The sequence below is a fragment of the Aliiroseovarius lamellibrachiae genome (assembly GCF_018599245.1).
Lineage (GTDB): Bacteria > Pseudomonadota > Alphaproteobacteria > Rhodobacterales > Rhodobacteraceae > Aliiroseovarius > Aliiroseovarius lamellibrachiae.
On record NZ_JAHEVJ010000006.1, the window covers coordinates 135,356 to 152,298 of the forward strand.

At 55.7% G+C, this 16,943-nt stretch carries 14 protein-coding genes; 9 read left to right on the top strand and 5 right to left on the bottom strand.

The window, feature by feature from the left end; genetic code table 11:
* Positions 1-31 precede the first annotated feature (31 nt).
* Genes mnmG through KKW20_RS11875 form a run of 4 tightly spaced genes read left to right on the top strand, consistent with a single transcriptional unit; the run spans position 32 to position 4,203 of the window.
* Positions 32-1,900, top strand: coding sequence for a tRNA uridine-5-carboxymethylaminomethyl(34) synthesis enzyme MnmG (mnmG, locus tag KKW20_RS11860; RefSeq protein ID WP_425514272.1), 1,869 nt, complete (start codon positions 32-34; stop codon positions 1,898-1,900).
* A gap of 1 nt (position 1,901) precedes the next feature.
* On the top strand, positions 1,902-2,525 hold the full coding sequence (gene rsmG / locus KKW20_RS11865; RefSeq protein WP_343207588.1) for a 16S rRNA (guanine(527)-N(7))-methyltransferase RsmG: 624 nt from the start codon (positions 1,902-1,904) through the stop codon (positions 2,523-2,525).
* Positions 2,518-3,306: a ParA family protein gene (locus tag KKW20_RS11870; protein ID WP_214568105.1), complete on the top strand. Its 789-nt coding sequence runs from the start codon at positions 2,518-2,520 to the stop codon at positions 3,304-3,306. Before rsmG ends, KKW20_RS11870 begins: the two co-directional genes overlap by 8 nt.
* A gap of 9 nt (positions 3,307-3,315) precedes the next feature.
* The gene (locus tag KKW20_RS11875) at positions 3,316-4,203 is read left to right on the top strand and encodes a ParB/RepB/Spo0J family partition protein (protein WP_214568106.1); all 888 of its coding nucleotides are present in this window, start codon (positions 3,316-3,318) and stop codon (positions 4,201-4,203) included.
* 7 nt (positions 4,204-4,210) lie between these two features.
* Here the strand turns inward: KKW20_RS11875 and hemW are convergent, their stop codons facing one another.
* From hemW to rph, 3 genes are read right to left on the bottom strand one after another with little or no spacing between them, the layout of a single operon-like run.
* The gene (hemW, locus tag KKW20_RS11880) at positions 4,211-5,368 is read right to left on the bottom strand and encodes a radical SAM family heme chaperone HemW (RefSeq protein WP_214568107.1); all 1,158 of its coding nucleotides are present in this window, start codon (positions 5,366-5,368) and stop codon (positions 4,211-4,213) included.
* Positions 5,361-5,972: an RdgB/HAM1 family non-canonical purine NTP pyrophosphatase gene (gene rdgB, locus KKW20_RS11885; RefSeq protein WP_214568108.1), complete on the bottom strand. Its 612-nt coding sequence runs from the start codon at positions 5,970-5,972 to the stop codon at positions 5,361-5,363. The genes hemW and rdgB overlap by 8 nt, the downstream gene beginning before the upstream one ends.
* Positions 5,969-6,679: a ribonuclease PH gene (rph, locus tag KKW20_RS11890; RefSeq protein WP_214568109.1), complete on the bottom strand. Its 711-nt coding sequence runs from the start codon at positions 6,677-6,679 to the stop codon at positions 5,969-5,971. Before rph ends, rdgB begins: the two co-directional genes overlap by 4 nt.
* A gap of 70 nt (positions 6,680-6,749) precedes the next feature.
* On the opposite strand from rph, the gene hrcA reads away from it, so the two are divergent.
* From hrcA to KKW20_RS11905, 3 genes are all read left to right on the top strand, one after another.
* Positions 6,750-7,808: a heat-inducible transcriptional repressor HrcA gene (gene hrcA, locus KKW20_RS11895; RefSeq protein WP_214568110.1), complete on the top strand. Its 1,059-nt coding sequence runs from the start codon at positions 6,750-6,752 to the stop codon at positions 7,806-7,808.
* A 60-nt stretch (positions 7,809-7,868) separates the two neighbouring features.
* Positions 7,869-8,408 carry a nucleotide exchange factor GrpE gene (locus KKW20_RS11900; RefSeq protein ID WP_214568244.1) on the top strand — a complete coding sequence of 180 codons (540 nt, stop codon included), beginning with the start codon at positions 7,869-7,871 and terminating at the stop codon, positions 8,406-8,408.
* An 89-nt stretch (positions 8,409-8,497) separates the two neighbouring features.
* Positions 8,498-9,541, top strand: coding sequence for a TPM domain-containing protein (locus KKW20_RS11905; protein WP_214568111.1), 1,044 nt, complete (start codon positions 8,498-8,500; stop codon positions 9,539-9,541).
* Positions 9,542-9,552: 11 nt separating this feature from the next.
* Here the strand turns inward: KKW20_RS11905 and mutS are convergent, their stop codons facing one another.
* Both mutS and galE read right to left on the bottom strand, forming a co-directional pair.
* Positions 9,553-12,174: a DNA mismatch repair protein MutS gene (gene mutS / locus KKW20_RS11910; protein ID WP_214568245.1), complete on the bottom strand. Its 2,622-nt coding sequence runs from the start codon at positions 12,172-12,174 to the stop codon at positions 9,553-9,555.
* A gap of 192 nt (positions 12,175-12,366) precedes the next feature.
* Positions 12,367-13,377, bottom strand: coding sequence for a UDP-glucose 4-epimerase GalE (galE, locus tag KKW20_RS11915; protein WP_214568112.1), 1,011 nt, complete (start codon positions 13,375-13,377; stop codon positions 12,367-12,369).
* 257 nt (positions 13,378-13,634) lie between these two features.
* Here galE and KKW20_RS11920 point away from each other — a divergent pair, with 257 nt between their 5' ends.
* Both KKW20_RS11920 and KKW20_RS11925 read left to right on the top strand, forming a co-directional pair.
* On the top strand, positions 13,635-15,899 hold the full coding sequence (locus KKW20_RS11920; protein ID WP_214568113.1) for an NADP-dependent malic enzyme: 2,265 nt from the start codon (positions 13,635-13,637) through the stop codon (positions 15,897-15,899).
* Positions 15,900-15,961: 62 nt separating this feature from the next.
* Positions 15,962-16,831: a COG3904 family protein gene (locus KKW20_RS11925; protein WP_214568114.1), complete on the top strand. Its 870-nt coding sequence runs from the start codon at positions 15,962-15,964 to the stop codon at positions 16,829-16,831.
* Positions 16,832-16,943 lie beyond the last annotated feature (112 nt).

A 16,943-nucleotide genomic window follows, 5' to 3' on the forward strand; every position in this document is an offset into this window, starting at 1 on the left:
CCAACCCTTGGTTTCGAAAGGAGTGTTTCACGTGAAACATTCGAGTTTTGATGTAATTGTTGTGGGGGGTGGGCACGCTGGTGCCGACGCCGCGGCGGCCTCTGCGCGTATGGGTGCGCGGACCGCTTTGGTTACTTTGCGACGCGAAGATCTTGGCGTGATGTCCTGTAATCCCGCGATTGGTGGGTTGGGAAAGGGGCATCTGGTCCGCGAAATTGATGCGCTTGACGGTTTAATGGCGCGTGTCGCCGACCAAGCCGGAATTCAGTATCGCTTGTTAAACCGCCGAAAAGGGCCGGCCGTTCAGGGGCCTCGTGCGCAGGCGGATCGCAAGCTGTACCGCCAGGCCATGCAGGCCGAGATGAACAGCATCGAAAACCTTACTCTGATCGAGGGTGAGGTCGCTGATCTTCTTATGACGGATCATGTTGTTTCTGGTGTCATTCTCGCGGATGGATCGGAAATCTCCGCCAAATCGGTGATTTTGACCACCGGAACCTTTTTGCGCGGTATTATCCATATCGGTGACGTTCAGCGGGAAGGTGGCCGCATGGGGGACCGCCCTTCGGTGAAGCTGGCGGAGCGAATAGATCAATTTGACCTTCCGTTGGGGCGCTTAAAGACGGGAACCCCGCCGCGATTGGATGGTCGCACCATTAAATGGGACGCGCTTGACACCCAACCCGGCGACGAGGATCCGGTGGTGTTTTCATTCATGAACACCAAGCCATTTGCGCGCCAGATTTCCTGTGGAATCACTCATACAAACAGCGAAACGCATGATATTATTCGCGAAAACCTAGATCGCTCTGCGATGTACGGGGGGCATATTGACGGGGTTGGCCCAAGGTATTGCCCTTCAATCGAGGATAAGATCGTCCGATTTGCGGATAAGGAATCACATCAGATTTTTCTGGAGCCTGAAGGTCTGGATGATCACACTGTATATCCTAACGGGATCAGCACCTCGCTTCCTGTAGACGTGCAAGAAGCCTATGTGCGCTCTATCTTCGGATTGGAGGACGCCGTGATCCTCCAGCCCGGATATGCAATCGAATATGACTACATTGACCCACGCGCCCTAACCGAAACACTCCGATTGCGGGCGGTGCCGGGTTTGTATCTTGCGGGCCAGATCAATGGCACCACTGGCTATGAAGAGGCCGCAGCGCAGGGATTGGTCGCGGGCCTAAACGCCGCCGCTGAGGCTTTGGGAAGAGATAAGGTCACATTCTCCCGTTCAAACTCCTACATTGGCGTTATGATTGATGATTTGATTACCCGCGGGGTGTCAGAGCCATATCGCATGTTCACATCCCGCGCCGAGTTCCGGCTGTCCTTGCGCGCGGATAATGCTGATCAGCGACTTACGCCAGTTGGCTTGGAAATCGGCTGTATTGGCGAGCGCAGAAAGCGGGAGTTCGGCCTAAAGAGTGACGCTTTGGCGCGGGGAGAGGAGATATTGAGGGCGCGTATGTTCTCACCTCAGGAGCTTGAACCCGCTGGAATTTCGGTCAGAAAAGACGGCACAAAACGTTCGGGATTTGGGCTGTTGTCATTCCCAGATATTCATTTTCAAAACTTGCTTGAGCTCGATCCCAGTTTTGCGGCCGTTGAGCTGTCGGTGAGGGATCAGCTCGAAAAGGATGCGCTCTACTCCAACTATATTGATCGTCAAGCGAAGGACGTCGAGGCCGTTAAGCGAGATGAAAATCAGGTTATTCCTGAAGATTTTGATTTTGATGGCTTGGATGGCTTGTCGAATGAGCTTTCGGCCAAATTATCGGCTGTTCGCCCAAGAAACCTTGCGCAAGCGGGGCGGGTAGAGGGGATGACACCGGCCGCTTTAACACTAATCTTGGCGAAGCTTCGGAAAACCAGCCGAAAAAAGAGAGCATAGCGTGACCGGTATCGATGTATTTAAGGCAAACTCGGATGTTTCACGTGAAACATTAGACCTATTGAGTGTTTATGCTGATCTGCTTAAAAAGTGGAATCCCGCCATTAATCTGGTCGCTCCCTCGACAATTGACGAGCTGTGGGAGCGCCACATGCTTGATTCAGCCCAGATTTTTAACCTGGTGCCTGGAAATGCTACGTCGTGGTGCGATGTCGGCACTGGTGGCGGGTTTCCCGGTGTTGTTGTGGCTATACTGGCAAAGGAACAAAAGCCTGATCTGAGGGTGACTTGCATCGAAAGTGACGTACGGAAGGCGACCTTTCTGCGAACAGTACTGCGCGAAACTGGGGTGAAAGCTGATATTCTGAGCGCACGTATCGAAGATGTGCCTGCGCAATCCGCTGATATTCTTTCCGCGCGCGCCTTGGCCTCTTTAACGAAATTGCTAGAGTTTTCCGAGCGGCACCTGTCACCTGATGGCATCTGCTTGTTCCCAAAAGGCGCACGTCATCAGGAAGAGATTGACGAAGCGCTGGAAACATGGCGATTTGATTTGGAAAAACTGCCAAGTGTTACCCATTCAGATGCTGTTATCCTCAAACTCGGAGCCATAAAACGTGCATGACCACATTCGCCCGCACGGGCCCAAGATTATTGCGATTACGAACCAAAAAGGTGGTGTTGGGAAGACGACAACCACAATCAATTTGGGGGCCGCTTTGGCCGAAAAGGGCCGAAATGTCCTTTTGATTGATCTTGATCCGCAGGGAAATGCCTCTACAGGGCTAGGTATTGATGCCGCTGACCGTGGCCTTACCACATATGACCTGTTGATCGAAGAGGCGCCGCTGCCTGAGGTGGTTGTAGAAACAGAGGTCGACGGGTTGTGGATCGCCCCGGCGACAACAGATTTGTCATCCGCCGACATTGAGCTGGTCTCAAATGAAAAGCGTAGCCATCTTTTGCACGACGCGGTGCATGGGGAAGGAATGGGGTCGTTTGACTATGTTCTGATCGATTGCCCGCCCTCTTTGAACCTCTTAACTGTAAATGCAATGGTTGCGGCCGACAGCGTCTTGGTTCCACTACAAAGCGAGTTTTTCGCGCTCGAAGGCTTGTCCCAATTGATGCTCAGCATTCGCGAAGTCCGGCAGACCGCAAATGAAAATTTGCGCATCGAAGGGGTCGTCCTAACCATGTATGATGCACGGAACAACCTGTCGCGTCAGGTCGAAGCCGACGCGCGGGGAAACTTGGGAGAGTTGGTCTTTAACACGGTTATTCCGCGGAACGTACGTGTCAGCGAGGCGCCGTCCTTTGCGTTGCCGGTTCTGGCCTATGACCCGCAATCCAAAGGCAGCCAGGCGTATCGCGATCTGGCAAATGAACTCGACGGCAGAAAATAGGAGGCAATCATGGCGAATAAACCCAAACACCGAGGGCTGGGGCGCGGTCTGTCCGCTTTGATGGCAGATGTCGCACCGGATCCAGTTGTTGCAAATCAGCAGCCAGAGGCGCGCAAGGCCGATCAGATGATGCCGATTGAAAAGCTGCATCCGAACCCGGAACAGCCACGGCGTCGCTTTACACCCGAGCAACTGGACGATCTGTCCGCGTCGATCAAAGAAAAGGGCGTTATTCAGCCGCTGATCGTGCGCCCGGACCCCAGCGGGGATGGCACATTTGAAATCGTCGCGGGTGAACGGCGGTGGCGTGCATCCCAAATGGCGCAACTGCACGAAGTTCCCGTGATTGTTCGGAACTACTCCGATACTGAAACTCTCGAAGTTGCGATCATTGAAAACATCCAACGTGCCGACCTGAACGCCATTGAAGAGGCCGCCGGATACCGTGATTTGATGAGCCGCTTTGGTCATACGCAGGAAAAAGTGTCCGAAGCGCTTGGTAAAAGCCGTTCGCATATTGCCAACCTTTTGCGCCTTTTGAACCTGCCGGATGATGTGCAGGAATTTGTGCGTGATGGGAAACTGACCGCCGGGCATGCACGGACTTTGGTCACTTCTGAAAACGCGGTTGAGCTTGCCAAGCAAATCATCGCCAAGGGTCTGTCGGTTCGCGAGGCCGAGCGTTTGGCGAAAAAGCCAACGGATGCCCCGAAGGCCACACCGAAAGCAAAAGCGGAAAAAGATGCTGACACAAAGGCGCTCGAGGGGGACCTGTCAGCGACCCTTGGCATGAAAGTGTCGATTGATCACAAGGCAGGTGGCGAGGGCGGCAGCATCACCATCAGCTACAAAAATCTCGACGAGTTGGACGATTTATGCGGAATTCTGGCCGTTTAGGGTCGAATTACTCCGGTAAAATCTCACGAAGAATTCCATTCAACACGGGGCGGCCTTGATCGGTCGCCCTAAGTATTTCTTGATCAACAAAAATCAAATCAAGATCCTGTAACTCTTTGATTTTATTGATGTTTAACGTGGATTGGAACTGGTTCAGCAGTCGAACAAGATCGATCCCCTCAACCGTTCTTAATCCCATCAAAAGGTATTCTGTTACCTGTTCGGACAGGGGCACCAACGCTCTCTCGCGCTTGTCAGCGTCCCCCAGGGCGTTCGCCAACCATTTGCTCGGCGAGAGAGGGGTTTGTGTTGCCCATCTGTTCCCATCTATGGTCAGTCGTCCGTGCGCGCCCGGACCAACGCCGATCCAATCGCCGGACCGCCAATAGATCAGGTTGTGGCGACTTTCCTGACCAGCCCGCGCGTGATTGGAAATTTCATAGGCTGGGATGCCCGCGGCTTTGGTGGCTTCTTGCGTATGGAAAAACATGTCGACCGCCAAATCCTCTTCCGGCAGGCCCGAAAGCTTGCCCGCCTCAAACCGCGCGCCAAAGGCCGTGCCCGGCTCAATCGTCAGCTGGTAAAGCGACAGGTGGTCGGGGGCCATGGACAGGGCGCGGTCAAGTTCGGATTGCCACGCGGCAAGGGTCTGGTCTTGGCGGGCATAGATTAAATCGAAACTGAACCGGTTGAAATGACTGCGGGCGATATCAAGCGCGCGCAGGCCTTCATCAACCGAATGCATCCGGCCAAGCCGTTTTAGGTCCGCATCGTTCAGCGCCTGAAACCCCATCGACACCCGGTCAACGCCCGCGTCGCGATAGCCGCGAAAATTCCCGGCCTCGATCGAAGTTGGGTTGGCTTCCAGCGTGATTTCGATGTCGTTGGAAAAGGACCAAAGCGATGCGGCCCGGTCGATGATTGCGGCCACGATCGCGGGGGCCATCAAGCTGGGCGTGCCGCCGCCGAAGTAAATTGACGTCAGCACCCGACCCGGCGTGTCGGCGCCATATCGGTCCAGTTCTTTTAGGTAGGCGGTCAGCCAAGCGTCTTGGTCAATACTGGCCGAGACATGGCTGTTGAAATCGCAATACGGGCATTTCGCGGCGCAAAACGGCCAGTGGACATAAAGCCCAAACCCAGCCGTTTGCCAGTTTTCAAGCAAAGCTGCCGGCCACTAATTTGGCGAACGCGTCTGCGCGGTGGCTCATTTCATGCTTCATTGCCGGGTCCATTTCGCCAAAGGTGATATCGAAGCCTTCGGGGATGAAAATCGGGTCATAGCCAAAGCCCAAATCGCCGCGCATGGGCCAGGTTAGCGACCCTTCGACGGTGCCTGCAAAGACCTCGTCGTGACCATCAGGCCACGCAAGGCAAAGTGTGCAACAGAACCGCGCGGTGCGGGGCAGGGGTGCGTTTTTCGCCTCTAACAGCGACCAGGTTTTCTTCATCGCCATCGGGAAATCGCGGCCATTTTCGGTCTCGGCCCAATCGGCGGTGTAAACACCGGGCGCGCCATCCAAAGCGTCGACCATAATGCCGCTGTCGTCTGACAAAGCGGGCAAACCCGTTGATTTTGCAGCGAAATGCGCTTTGATCCGCGCGTTACCGGCGAAAGTATCTTCGGTCTCTTCCGGCTCTTCCAGCCCGTGATCCCCAGCAGATGTGACCTTTACGCCAAAGGGCGCAAGCAAAGCTGCGATTTCGCGCAGCTTGCCTTTGTTGTGGCTGGCGATGACCAGCTCTTGTCCGTCAAATTTGCGGGTCAAGACGTGGCCTCAATCGCCGCGGCCGCCAATTCAGCGCCACCTTTTTCGGCCAGATCCATCAGCTGGTTCATCTGGTCACGGTTAAAGGTGGATCCTTCGGCCGACATCTGAACTTCGATCAGCTTTGCGCCACACATGACAAAGTTTCCGTCAACGCCAGCCTCGGAATCCTCGGGGTAATCAAGGTCCAGAACCGGCTGACCGGCGTAGATGCCACAGGACACGGCGGACACGGGTGCGGACAATGGATCAGTGGTGATGTCACCGGCCTTGAGCAGTTTATTCACCGCCAGACGAAGGGCAATCCAGCCGCCGGTGATCGACGCACAACGTGTGCCACCGTCCGCTTGGATCACGTCGCAATCGACAGTGATCTGACGCTCGCCCAGACCGCGCAGGTCAACGCCAGCGCGCAACGAGCGGCCGATCAGACGTTGGATTTCCACCGTACGGCCACCTTGCTTGCCGCTGGCGGCCTCGCGGCGCATCCGCGATCCGGTTGACCGGGGCAGCATGCCGTATTCGGCGGTCACCCAACCCTTACCCGAATTGCGCAAAAACGGCGGCACGCGCTCTTCCAGTGACGCGGTGCAGAGAACGTGGGTGTCGCCCACTTTGATCATGCAGGACCCTTCTGCGTGCTTTGTGACCCCGGTTTCGATTGAAATCGGGCGCATTTCATCTAAGTTTCGACCTGACGGGCGCATGGCATACCTCTTTGTTTGAGTTTAAAGGCGTGATACCCATGGCGTCGGCATAAAAGCAAGGCGTTTGCGCATGGAAGACGGCTCGGAATTGATGAAAGATATGAACTCGCGGTCGCGAGAGGTGTTTCGCTGTCTGGTCGAAAGCTATCTTGAGACGGGCGATCCGGTTGGCTCGCGTAATCTGGCGCGCAACCTGACCGAAAAAGTGTCTGCTGCGACCATCCGTAATGTGATGCAGGATCTGGAGTATATGGGGCTGTTGAACAGCCCGCATGTGTCCGCCGGGCGGGTGCCCACCGATCTTGGTTTGCGGATGTTTGTCGATGGGCTGTTGGAGGTGTCGAACCTTGATCACACCGACCGCGAAAAGATCGACGCGAGCGTCGGTGGCAGTGATGTGGGCGGCATGATGGACCGCGTGGGGCAGGCGCTGTCGGGTATTACGGCGGGCGCGTCTCTGGTGCTGACCCCCAAGCAAGAGGCGCCCATTAAGCACATCGAATTTGTGTCGCTTGGGGCGGATCGCGCGCTTGTGGTGCTGGTGTTTGCCGACGGCCAGGTGGAAAACCGCGTGTTCACGCCGCCTGTGGGCCAAACCCCGTCTTCGATGCGCGAGGCGGCGAATTTCCTGAACGCCATCGCCGAAGGGCGCACCATTTCTGAACTGCAAAAGGTGATGGGCGAAGAGATCAACCGCCACCGTCAAGAATTGGACCGTTTGGCGCGCGAATTGGTCGAAAGTGGCGGTGCGCTTTGGGACAGCGAAGGCGATCCAAACGAACGTCTGATTGTGCGTGGCAGGTCGAATCTTTTGGCGGGTGGCACTGATGTGCAGGATCTGGACCGGATCAGAACCCTGTTTGATGACCTCGAACGCAAGCGTGATATCGCCGATTTCCTTGAATTGGCCGACCAAGGTGACGGTGTTCGCATTTTTATTGGCTCTGAGAACAAACTTTTTTCACTTTCGGGTAGCTCTTTGGTGGTTTCCCCATATATGAACTCTGATCGTAAGATTATTGGTGCGGTGGGGGTCATTGGCCCGACGCGCCTGAATTACGGACGGATCGTGCCCATCGTGGATTATACCGCGCAATTGGTTGGAAAGATGATCTCGGATCGAGGATAGAATATGACGGACGAGAAGAAGACACCAGCAGAAGACCTGGAAGCTGCCATCCAAGGCTTGATGGCTGAGCAGACCGGCGACGATCTTATGTCGCTGGATGAAATGGCCGCCGAAGACGTGACCCATGTGGACGGCGAAGAAATCTTGGCGCTGCGGGCAGAACGTGATGAGCTGAAAGATCGGTTCATGCGGGCATTGGCCGATGCTGAAAATGCACGCAAACGGTCAGATCGTGACCGTCGCGAGGCTGAGAATTATGGTGGCTCAAAACTGGCACGCGATATGCTGCCCGTTTTTGACAATATGAAACGCGCGGTCGAGGCGGCGTCAAAAATTGATAACGAAGCCTCAAAACCTCTAATCGAAGGGGTTGAACTGACCATGCGGTCGCTGTTGGGCATCTTTGAAAAGCACGGCATTCGCCTTGTGTCGCCCGAAGTGGGGGACCGGTTTGACCCGGAAGAACACGAAGCGATGTTTGAAGCCCCCGTGCCAAACACCAAAGCCGGCGATATCATTCAGGTGATGGCCGAGGGCTTTATGATCCATGATCGCCTGTTGCGCCCCGCACAGGTGGGTGTGTCGTCTACGCCGGGTTAACAGCATAAAATTTGCCTCAACATTTGGCATTAAAAACGTTATAAAACTCCCGCATTGTCGGGAGTTTTCTTTTGCGCATTTTCCTTTCCATGGTCCTCGTCGTCCTGTCCATTACAACGGTTCAGGCCCAAAATTACCCAATGTACTCAGAGATTTACGTGAATGATTTTGCGGGCGTTCTAAATGCGGATCAACGCGACCGGCTGCGCGGCACCCTGAAAGAACTAAAGGCAAAGCGTGGGGTGGAATTTACGGTGGTCACGCTGAATACGCTGCAAGATCATGACTATTCCGGGCCAATCGAACCCTTTGCCACCGGGCTTTTCAACAGTTGGGGCGTTGGGGATGCGGGCAAAAATGACGGCGTCATGTTGCTTGCGGTGATTGAGGATCGCGTGATGCGGATCGAGGTGGGGTCGGGTTATGGCACCAGCATGAACGGCCCAATGCAGCGCGTGATTGACGGGACGATCTTGCCGCAATTTCGTGACGGTGATTACCCCGAGGGGCTTTTTGCCGGTGTGGAAGAGGTGATTTACCAGATCACAGGAACCTATCCCGGTGATTACGATGCGCCGCAATATGAACAGATCGCCAAACGCGGTTGGCGCTGGGCGGAAGGGCTGATTGCGGGCCTCGGGGGCTTTGCTTGGGCGTTGTTGGCACCTGTTGGGTTCGGCCTGTGGCGTGGGTGGAAATTCATCTCGCGTCGTCGCCCGCGCAAATGCCCCAATGATGGAACCTGGATGATCTGGTTGGGTGAAAAAGATGATGATGCACATCTGATCAAAGGGCAAATCCGCGAAGAGGGGCTAAAAAGCGCTGATTATGATGTTTGGCTTTGCCCGGCGTGCGACCACTCCCATGTTATTCGGCACGGCGCTTGGTTCAGCTCCTACAGCAAATGTCCCCGCTGCACGTTTCACACCCTAAAGACCGAGACAACCGTTCTGACGTCGCCGACCACAAGCAGCACCGGCCAAGCAAAAGATGACTACCATTGCCTGAACTGCAATGAGCGTTGGAGCGCAACACGAACGCTTCCAGTTCGCACCAAAAGCTCTTCGTCCTCCTCATCCGGGGGATTTGGCGGGGGCAGCTCAAGCGGCGGTGGGGCGTCAGGCAGCTGGTAAAACAGTTCAGATTACTGCGGCAACAAGTCTTTCAACTGATAGACCAAATTCAATGCCTCGCGCGGGCTAAGACTGTCTGGATGGATGTCTTTTAGGCTCTGTTCCACCGCAGAAGGCTCCTGTTTCTGGGGTGCAGGGGCAGGGGGCATTGCGGCAAACAGCGGCAGATCGTCGATCATCGCCTTGGCGCCATTGCCCTCTCGCTCACCCTTCTCCAGTGCGGCCAACACCACATTTGCGCGGGCAATCACGGTTTGCGGCAGGCCCGCAAGCTTGGCAACCTGAACACCGTAAGACCGATCCGCGGCGCCCTTTCGCACCTCATGCAGGAATATCACTTCGCCGTCCCATTCCTTGACCGCAATCGTGGCATTTTCCACCCCGTCCAGCTTATCGGCAAGCTGCGTCATTTCGTGATAATGGGTGGCAAACAGGGCGCGGCTTTGGTTGGTGTCGTGCAGATGCTCCAATGTGGCCCAAGCAATCGACAACCCGTCATAGGTCGCTGTTCCGCGGCCAATTTCATCCAAAATCACCAAGGCGCGATCATCCGCCTGGTTCAAAATTGCTGCCGTTTCAACCATCTCAACCATGAATGTCGATCGCCCGCGCGCCAGATCATCTGATGCACCCACGCGGCTAAACAGCTGTGACACAATGCCGATTTCTGCGGACTTCGCGGGAACGTAACTGCCGGTCTGTGCCAGCAGGGCAATCAATGCATTTTGCCGCAGAAAGGTCGACTTACCCGCCATGTTTGGACCTGTCAAAAGCCAGATGTGCGCGCGCTCGGCCCCGTTTGAAAGATCACAATCATTGGCAATAAAAGGCTCGCCCGCGCGGCGCAAAGCGGCCTCGACAACCGGGTGACGCCCCCCTTGAATGTCGAATTTTCGACTGTCGTCCACACGGGGCTGACACCAGTTTTCAGACCGTGCAAGATCGGCAAACCCACAGGCCACGTCCACCTCTGACAAGGCGCGCGCGGTATCGGCGATCTGTGCGGCGCGGTCCAAAATGGCACGAGATAGGGTGGAATAGAGCCGTTTTTCGATCTCAAGCGCCCGTCCGCCCGCATTGTGGATCTTGGTCTCCATCTCGCTCAACGGCACCGTTGTAAAGCGCACGGCGTTCGCGGTCGTTTGACGGTGGATAAAAGTCTCTGACAATGGCGGGTTGAGCATTTTTTCCGCGTGGGTCGCCGTGGTTTCAATGAAGTAACCCAGCACATTGTTGTGCTTTATTTTCAGCGTGCTGATGCCGGTAAGCTTGGCATATTCCGCTTGCATTCCCGCGATCACGCCACGCCCTTCGTCACGAAGCTGGCGCGCGTCGTCCAGCTCTGCGTCAAAGCCCGAGGCGATGAAGCCCCCATCACGGGCCAACAACGGAGGCTCCGCAATCAATGCATCCTCAAGCAAGGTCAACAGGTCGTCATGGCCCAGCAAATGACCGCTTGCGCGCATCAGTTTTTCCGGCAAGGCCTCGGCATTGCAAAGCTGCTCCGAGAGTTCAATTGCCGCTCCCAGACCCGCGCGAATGGCCGCCAGATCACGGGGGCCGCCGCGTTCCAACCCAAGCCGAGACAGCGCGCGATCTATGTCGGGGGTTTTGCGCAGGGCGGCGCGTAAATCATCCGCCATGCGGCTCTGATCCACCAGAAAAGACACGTTTTCAAGGCGGGTGTGAATTTCCGAAAGCGAGCGGGATGGCGAAGAAATGCGCCGTTCAAGCAAGCGGCCACCGCCTGGTGTGACGGTACGATCCACAGCCGACAATAACGAACCATCCCGCCCGCCAGACATGGCGTGGGTCAGTTCCAGGTTGCGCCGGGTTGCGGCGTCAATTTGCATGGTTCCGTGTGTCATCTCACGAACGGGTGGGCGCAGCAGCGGCAGCTTGCCTTTTTGCGTGATCTCAAGATATTCGACGATTGCCCCCATGGCGCCCAGTTCGGCACGGGTGAAGGTGCCGAACGCGTCTAATGAACCGACGGCGTAAAGCTCTTGCAGGCGTTTTTCAGCGCTGGTGCTGTCAAAGGCGGCACGACCAAGGGATGAGGGGGCGGCGCCTGATTCAGAGACTATTTCAGCCAAATTCGCCGCAGATTGATCAGAGAGAACCACTTCGCGCGGACCGAGTCGCGCCAGTTCCGGCGAGAGGCGCAGATGTGAGCAGGGCATGACATGGAACGCCCCGGTAGAGATATCGACCCAAGCCAGAGCGGCCTCATCGCGGACCTCGGCAAAGGCGGCCAGAAAATTGTGGCGGCGCGCATCCAACAGGCTTTCTTCGGTCAGCGTACCGGGGGTGACAAGGCGCACAACGTCGCGTTTCACAACGGATTTACCGCCGCGCTTTTTGGCCTCGGCGGGGCTTTCCAGTTGCTCGCAAACGGCAACACGAAAGCCTTTTCGGATCAGCGTCAGCAAATAGCCTTCCGCCGAATGCACGGGCACGCCGCACATGGGGATGTCTTTGCCCAGATGTTTGCCGCGTTTGGTAAGCGCGATATCAAGGGCTTCGGCGGCGGCCACCGCATCGTCGAAAAACAGCTCGTAGAAATCACCCATCCGGTAGAACAGCATCGCATCGGGATAGCCCTGTTTGATGTCGAGAAACTGCGCCATCATGGGCGTGATTTTAGGCTGAATGTCGCTCACGTTTGTGGGCTCCCTTGTCTGGTTTGGCACAGGATAGGGGGGTTAGCGGATGGGTGAAAGGGGTTGATTTTGGGTGGGCAAACTATTCCCAAACGGGGAGCTTTCTAAAACTAGAAAACTAGAAAACTAGAAAACTAGAAAACTAGTTTTCTGGTATTCCCATTAGGTGTTCTTGCGGCGCGAGACCCAATTCCAGCTTGAGGCGCACATTTCGTCCAATCCAAGCTCTGCCGTAAACCCAAGCAGGTCGCGCGCCTGGGTTGGGTCGGCATAGACGCTGGCCACGTCCCCCAGGCGGCGCGGTGCAATCCTGTGGGGTAGGGGTTTTTCGGCGGCGCGTGCGTAGGCATGCAGCATATCAAGCACGGAATACCCGATGCCTGTGCCTAAATTCACGGTGTGGCATTGGCCCGTTTCAAGCAAGGCTTTGACTGACAGGACATGGCCACGCGCAAGGTCCATCACATGGATATAGTCGCGCACGCCGGTGCCATCTGGTGTGTCGTAGTCGCCACCGAACACAGCCAACTCGGCCAGCTCGCCTGTTGCCACTTTTGCAATATAGGGCATGAGATTGTTGGGAATGTCGCTTGGATCCTCGCCAATCAGCGCGCTGTCGTGGGCCCCTGCTGGATTAAAATAGCGCAAGATGCCAAATGCCCATTTGCTATCGGATGCGGCGACCTGTTCCAACGATTGTTCGCAGGCAAGCTTGGTGAACCCATAGGGGCTGGTGTAACTGCGCGGGGCGTTTTCGGGCACGGGCAGCTGGTCGGGCTGGCCATAAACGGTGGCGGAGGATGAAAACACCAGTGCGCTGGTTCCGGCGCGATCCATGGCGCGCAGCAAAGAATAAAGCCCGGCGATATTGGTGTTCATATATTCAAGGGGGATATCTGCGCTTTCCCCCACGGCTTTCAACGCTGCGAAATGGATGGCCGCGTCGATCTTATGTTCGGCAAAGATCTGATCTAAAAGGGCCCCGTCCAGAACATCCCCTTTATAACAGGTTACCGGACTGGCGGTGATCACTTCGAGCCGGTCAATCACATCGGGGCGTGCGTTTGAAAAATTATCGAGGATAACAACGTCGAAACCTGCTTTGATCAGCTCAATATAGGTGTGCGACCCAATAAACCCGGCACCACCGGTCAAAAGCACTTTTTGGGACACAATCACTCTCCTTACAACATGTTGGGTAAGATATAAGGTGAATGGCGCGCAAACGCATCAACGATTTGGAAATCGGCCGGAGATCGGCTTGTCATGGTGCTGAGTTTGTATTTATTGCGTCAGTAACCTATGCAATTTAATACTATTGCGCGATAAGGCTATAAATGGGTCAGAAAAATGCGTGAATAGAGGTTGAGCCTTGATCCTAGCCGCTGTATGGGTTTGGGAAGAGACTGTCGCATAAAAGGCCCAACCCCATGCCCAAACACCGCATTACCGACGAAGAGGCGCTTGCCTTCCATGTGGATCCAACGCCCGGCAAGTTTGAAATCTCGCCCACGGTCCCAATGACCTCACAGCGTGACCTGTCGCTTGCCTATTCCCCCGGTGTTGCGGTGCCTTGCGAAGCGATCGCGGCGGATCCGTCGACGGCTTATGATTACACCAACAAGGGCAACCTCGTCGCGGTGATTTCCAACGGGACGGCTGTGCTTGGATTGGGCAATTTGGGTGCGTTAGGGTCGAAACCGGTGATGGAGGGCAAGGCCGTTCTCTTTAAACGCTTTGCCGACGTGAACTCGATCGACATCGAGCTCGATACCGAAGATCCAGATGAAATCATCAATGCCGTGCGCCTGATGGGTCCCACATTTGGTGGTATCAACCTTGAGGATATCAAGGCGCCGGAATGTTTTATTATCGAGCAAAAGCTCAAGGAAGAAATGGACATCCCGGTCTTTCACGACGACCAACACGGGACCGCCGTGATCTGTGCCGCTGGGCTTTTGAATGCGCTGCATCTGTCGGGTAAAAAGATCGAAGACTGTAAGATCGTCCTGAATGGCGCCGGGGCCGCCGGGATTGCCTGTATCGAACTGATCAAATCCATGGGTGCGCGCCATGAAAACTGTATCGCCTGCGACACAAAAGGTGTGATTTATCAAGGCCGTACAGAGGGTATGAACCAATGGAAATCGGCCCATGCCGTAAACACCGAACTGCGCACATTAGAAGAGGCGATGGTCGGGGCGGATGTCTTTCTTGGCGTATCCGTCAAGGGCGCCGTGACCCAGGATATGGTGAAATCTATGGCCGACAATCCGGTCATTTTCGCGATGGCCAACCCCGATCCGGAAATCACCCCGGAAGAGGCGCATGAGGTACGCAACGACGCCATCGTCGCCACCGGTCGTTCGGATTACCCGAACCAGGTGAACAACGTGCTGGGCTTTCCCTATCTCTTCCGCGGCGCGCTTGATATCCACGCCCGCGCCATCAATGATGAGATGAAAATCGCCTGCGCCCAAGCCCTTGCAAAATTGGCGCGCGAAGATGTGCCAGACGAAGTGGCGATGGCCTATGGCAAAAAGCTTAGCTTTGGCCGTGACTATATCATCCCAACCCCGTTTGATCCGCGCCTGATCTATATGATCCCCACCGCCGTGGCGCGGGCCGGTATGGACACCGGCGTCGCCCGTCGCCCGATCATTGATATGGAGGGGTACGAGCAAAGCCTGAAGGCGCGGATGGACCCAACCGCCTCGATCCTGCGCGGCATCACAGCGCGTGCGCGCCAAAACCAGGCGACGATGATTTTTGCCGAAGGCGACGACCCACATGTGCTGCGCGCCGCTGTGCAATATCAACGCAACGGCTATGGCCGCGCTTTGGTGATTGGCCGTCAGGACAATGTGCGAGAGCTGTTGGAAACCGCGGGTCTTGGGGATGCTGTGCGCGAATTGCGTGTCGTCAATGCCGCCAACACCGAGAATTTAGACGAATACAAAGACTTCCTTTATGGCCGCCTGCAACGCGATGGGTTTGACCGCCACGATGTGCACCGCCTCGCCGCGCGCGATCGTCACGTATTTGCGTCGCTGATGCTGCAACATGGGCACGGCGATGGGTTGATCACCGGGGCCACGCGCAAATCAGCTTATGTTCTTGACCGGATCAACCATGTGTTTGATGCACGCGCCAGTGACGGAGCTGTGGGCGTGACCGCGCTGTTGGTCAAAGGCCGTATTGTGCTGATGGCGGATACGTTGGTGCACGAATGGCCGGAAACCGAAGATATGGCTGACATCGCCGAACGCGCCGCTGCCGTGGCGCGCGGATTGGGGCTAGAGCCTCGTGTCGCTTTTGTCAGCTTCTCGACCTTTGGCTATCCGAAATCTGAACGGGCACAGAAACTGCACGAAGCGCCCGCCATTCTGGACGCGCGCGGTGTGGATTTTGAATATGACGGTGAAATGACCGCCGATGTGGCCCTGAATCCAGAGGTGATGGCGCAATACCCGTTCTGCCGCCTGTCTGGCCCAGCCAACATTCTGGTGGTGCCCGCCCGCCATTCCGCGTCGATTTCGGTGAAAATGATGCAGGAACTGGCTGGTGCCACCGTGATTGGCCCGATCCTCTCCGGTATTGATAAGCCGATTCAGATCTGCTCCACCAACTCGACCTCAAACGACATCCTGAACATGGCAGTGTTGGCCGCCGCACGTTTGGGAGAGAAGAAATAGGGACAAATTCAGCCCAAAAGCGCTAATTTGACCCGCCACATAGGCCTGCCTTATCCTTGGGTATGGCCTATGTTCTTTCTCATTGGCGTGGAGAGCAGTCTTTACTTCGGTCGTTTTGGCTGAACGGGGTCGCTTTGCGACTTGTGATTTACGCTATCGTTGCGATGTTGATCCGCGATCACCCGGTCGCAATCCCCTTGGCGCTGGGTGCGGTTGGGACAGATCTTGCGGTTCTGATCTGGCAATGTACCGGATATTTTCGGGCGGCAGAGCGGAATTTGCGTGGATTAGGGTCTATGTTACCGCTTTGGGGCGGGATGTTTGCCCTGATCGTGGCTGTGTTTGTGGTGTTGTCGCAATGGTGGGGGCTGGCACTGGCCACCCATGTTCCGCCAACCGAAATACCTTACTCTGTACAGCGGGATAAACTACACGCATCAAACTATGACATGCGCATCTCCGAGGATGGAACGGTCCTTACCCTGCGCGGTGTGATCGCGCTGGGCGCAACCAAACGGTTCATGGCGCTTTTGGCAAAACATCCCGATCTGCGCCATGTTCATCTGACCAGCAACGGGGGAAACATCTTTGAGGCGCGCGGGATTGCCAAGCTGATCCTCGCCCGTGATCTGAATACATTTGTTGATCAAGATTGCAGCTCGGCCTGCACCCTCCCCTTTATCGCGGGGAAAACGCGCCGGGTTGCGCCGGGCGCACAGTTGGGATTTCACGGATACCTTCTCACCAACGCCTCGCAACTGCCGCATATCGATGTGGCGGCGGAGCAGGAAAAGGATCGGGATCTTTTCCGCGCGCGTGGGGTCAGTGACGGATTTTTGGACGCGATGTTCCAACGGTCACATAATGAGATTTGGACGCCAGATTTGGCCGTTTTGCGCGCCGCTGGCGTGGTGAATACGGATGGGTTTTAGGGAGATTTTGGGTTTAAACAGTTTAAAGTTTTGCCACGGAGACCATTAAACAGTTTAAAGTTTGGCGATTTGAAACTTTAAACTGTTTACAGTTTTGGCAAAGAAAAACCCC